Annotated in this window: 3 protein-coding genes and 2 pseudogenes; all 5 read right to left on the bottom strand. The window is 34.6% G+C overall.

Going from position 1 to position 3,496, the window contains the following annotated elements; all coding sequences use genetic code 11:
* Positions 1 to 660, bottom strand: a 660-nt coding sequence (pyrH, locus tag AB8B90_RS11980; RefSeq protein ID WP_405337183.1) for a UMP kinase, incomplete at its 3' end; no start/stop codon positions are given.
* A 207-nt stretch (positions 661 to 867) separates the two neighbouring features.
* On the bottom strand, positions 868 to 1,842 hold the full coding sequence (tsf, locus tag AB8B90_RS11975) for a translation elongation factor Ts (RefSeq protein WP_405337181.1): 975 nt from the start codon (positions 1,840 to 1,842) through the stop codon (positions 868 to 870).
* A gap of 84 nt (positions 1,843 to 1,926) precedes the next feature.
* Positions 1,927 to 2,745, bottom strand: a complete 819-nt coding sequence (gene rpsB / locus AB8B90_RS11970) for a 30S ribosomal protein S2 (protein ID WP_405337179.1) — start codon at positions 2,743 to 2,745, stop codon at positions 1,927 to 1,929.
* Positions 2,746 to 2,976: 231 nt separating this feature from the next.
* A pseudogene (gene rpsI, locus AB8B90_RS11965) lies at positions 2,977 to 3,363 on the bottom strand (30S ribosomal protein S9).
* Positions 3,363 to 3,496: pseudogene (locus AB8B90_RS11960) on the bottom strand (50S ribosomal protein L13); the annotation flags it as partial. The pseudogenes rpsI and AB8B90_RS11960, both read right to left, overlap by 1 nt.

The following is a 3,496-nucleotide window of genomic DNA, read 5'->3' as shown; positions in this document are numbered from 1 at the left end:
TAAGTTTCCTTTTTTATTCATATCAAAAACGATAATTGGGAGTTTATTTTCTTGACTTAATGTAAAGGCTGTTGTATCCATAACCTTAAGGCCTTTTCGCAATACATCATCAAAAGTAATATGGTCAAATTTCACTGCATTCAAATCCTTTTCAGGATCAGCAGTATATATACCATCAACACGAGTTCCTTTTAAAATCACATCAGCTTCAATTTCAATGGCTCTTAACACAGCTGCAGAATCTGTTGTAAAATATGGATTACCTGTTCCTCCACCAAATATAACAACACGACCTTTATTAAGATGACTCATCGCTTTACGTCTAATAAAAGGTTCAGCAACTTCGTTAATTTTAATTGCTGTTTGTAGACGCGTTTTTACACCTGCGTCTTCTAATGAATTTTGTAGTGCCAATCCGTTAATGACTGTGGCCAACATTCCCATATGATCACCTTGAACACGATCCATGCCGTTCATTGCACCAGCAACACCTCTGAATATATTTCCACCACCAATAACAATCGCAACTTGCACACCTAAATCTGTGATTTCTTTAATGTCTTTTGCGTATTCTGATAATCGTTCAGGATCAATTCCGTACTGACGAGAACCCATAAGAGCTTCACCAGATAATTTAAGTAGTATTCTTTTATACTTCATTTGTTCTTGACTATTGTCCTTTTAAGGTCAAATGTAATTCGCCATGTAAATTAACTTTAAACTAAGTTAATTGAGTTGGCTCATTTCATAATTGTGTTGAAAGTTTAACAAATATAATCATTATTGTAATTTAGAAAAGTAGAAATTGGATATAAAAAAACCTCTCAGTAATTGAGAGGTTTGATTTTTATAAAAGAATAAAACAGATTATCCTACTGTAGCACGTTTAAATCCAATAACGACAACGTCACCATAAGATTCAACATACTGAGCAACCGTTTTCTTTTCATCTTTGATAAACTTTTGGTCAAGTAAACATTGTTCTTGATCTAAAGTTGTGTTGTCAGAAATAAAACGCTCCATTTTTCCAGGTAAAATTCTATCCCAAATTTGTTCTGGTTTTCCTTCCGCTTTTAATTCAGCTTTAGCAGCTTCTTCTGCGGCAGCAATTACTTCAGGAGTTAATTGTGCCATAGAAATGTAGCTTGGTACATTTTTCAAGGTCTTACCTAAACGTCCTAATTCGATATTATCTTTTTCTATAACGGCAATACGAGCTTCAGTTTCTGAAGCAACAAATGCAGCATCAAAATCTTTGTAAGATAATGTCGTAGCTCCCATAGAAGCTACTTGCATTGCTACGTCTTTTACTAAAGTCTCAACGTTGTCTACTTTTGCAGATAAACCTACTAACGCAGCTATTTTGTTGATGTGAACATATTGTCCAACATAAGGAGCATCTAGTCTTTCAAAAGCAGTGATGTCTAATTTTTCACCAATAACTCCAGTTTGTTCTATTAACTTTTCAGCAACAGTCATTCCACCAAAATCAGCAGCTAAAAACTCATCTTTAGTTTTGTGATTTAAAGCGATATCAGCTAATTGATTAGCTAGTGCTACGAAGTTTTCGTTTTTTCCAACGAAATCAGTTTCACAACCTAATACGATTGCAACACCAGAAGTGTTGTCTGCGTTAATTTTAGCGATAGCAGCACCTTCAGATGAATCTCTGTCAGCTCTTTTTTCTGCTACTTTTTGTCCTTTTTTACGTAGTACTTCAATGGCTTTATCAAAATCACCTCCAGCTTCAACTAAGGCTTTTTTACAATCCATCATACCAGCTCCAGTGGCTTGTCTTAATTTATTTACTTCTGCTGCTGTAATTTTTACAGTATTTTCCATAGTATTATAAAATTTAAAAAAGTCGTTTAATTATTAGTTTTTAAAGACAACAATTAGACGACTTGATTATGAGTAATTGTTAATTTATTCTTCTTCGTTAGTGGCAACAGGTGCTGCAACTACTTCAGGTTTTTTCTCAACTTTTGCTTCAGCTTTCACTTCCTTTTTTGCTGCTGGTGATTTTTCACTCTTAGCATCTTTTACAGCTTTGTCTGATTTTCTTTCAGCTAAACCATCTGCAACTGCTGATGTTACTACTGATAAGATTTTATTGATAGACTTAGATGCATCATCATTAGCAGGAATTAAGTAATCTACTTCACGAGGGTCAGAGTTTGTATCTACCATTGCGAAGATTGGAATGTTTAATTTTTGAGCTTCTTTGATTGCGATGTGCTCACGTTTGATATCTACAACAAATAATGCTCCAGGTAAACGTGTCATATCTGAAATAGAACCTAAATTCTTTTCTAATTTAGCTCTTTGACGATCTACTTGTAAACGTTCTTTTTTAGATAATGAGTTGAATGTTCCATCTTTCTTCATGCGATCAATCATAGCCATTTTTTTAACAGCTTTTCTAATTGTCACGAAGTTAGTTAACATTCCACCTGGCCATCTTTCAGTAATGTAAGGCATGTTTACAGCGCCTGCTTTTTCAGCAACGATGTCTTTAGCTTGTTTCTTAGTAGCTACAAATAAAATCTTCTTTCCAGAAGCAGCAATTTTATGCAATGCTTCAGAAGTTTCTTCAATTTTAGCTTGTGTTTTGTAAAGGTTGATGATATGGATACCATTACGTTCCATATAGATGTAAGGAGCCATATTTGGATCCCATTTTCTTGTCAAGTGACCAAAGTGTACACCTGCGTCAAGTAAGTCTTTTACTTCTACTTTTTCCATTTTGTAATTGTTTACGTTCTATTAAATTAGCAATGATAGAGTGGTTGCTTTCGCTCGCCTTTACCATTTAGATGCTAAACTGTACCTGAACTCGTTCCAGGATTTTATAATTATTGCTGAATTGGAAATTCAGCGGTTTTTTAATCTAAAGCTGTTCTGATGATTGACCAGAACAGCTTTTTAAATTTTTTATATTCCGAAGAAAAAAAAAAAAAAAAAAAAAGAATAGGATTAACGTTTCGAGAATTGGAATTTTTTCCTTGCTTTCTTCTGACCGAACTTCTTACGTTCAACCATACGAGGGTCTCTTGTTAATAATCCTTCTGGCTTTAATATTAGTCTGTTTTCTGCATCAATCTCGCACATTGCACGAGATAATGCTAAACGAATCGCTTCGGCTTGGCCTGTAATGCCACCACCATAAACGTTTACTGTAATATCAAAGTTGCCATCGTTGTTAGTCATGGTTAAAGGTTGGTTTACTTTATACTGCAATGTAGCAGTCGTAAAATAAGCCTCCATGTCTTTTTTGTTTACCGTTCCCGTGCCTTTTCCCTTAGCAAGTTACACACGAGCCACAGCCGTCTTTCTACGACCGATTTTGTGAATTACTTCCATTAGTTAACTTTGTTTAAGTCAATTGTTTTAGGTTTTTGAGCTTCATGTTTGTGCTCAGAACCTACAACAACATTTAGATTACGGAATAGCTCAGCACCTAATTTGTTTTTAGGTAGCATTCCTTTTACTGATT

Source organism: Psychroserpens sp. (assembly GCF_045105015.1).
In the GTDB taxonomy this organism is placed as follows: Bacteria; Bacteroidota; Bacteroidia; order Flavobacteriales; family Flavobacteriaceae; genus Psychroserpens.
The sequence above is the reverse complement of the archived record's forward strand: the minus strand, read 5'-3'. Positions and strand labels throughout refer to the sequence as shown.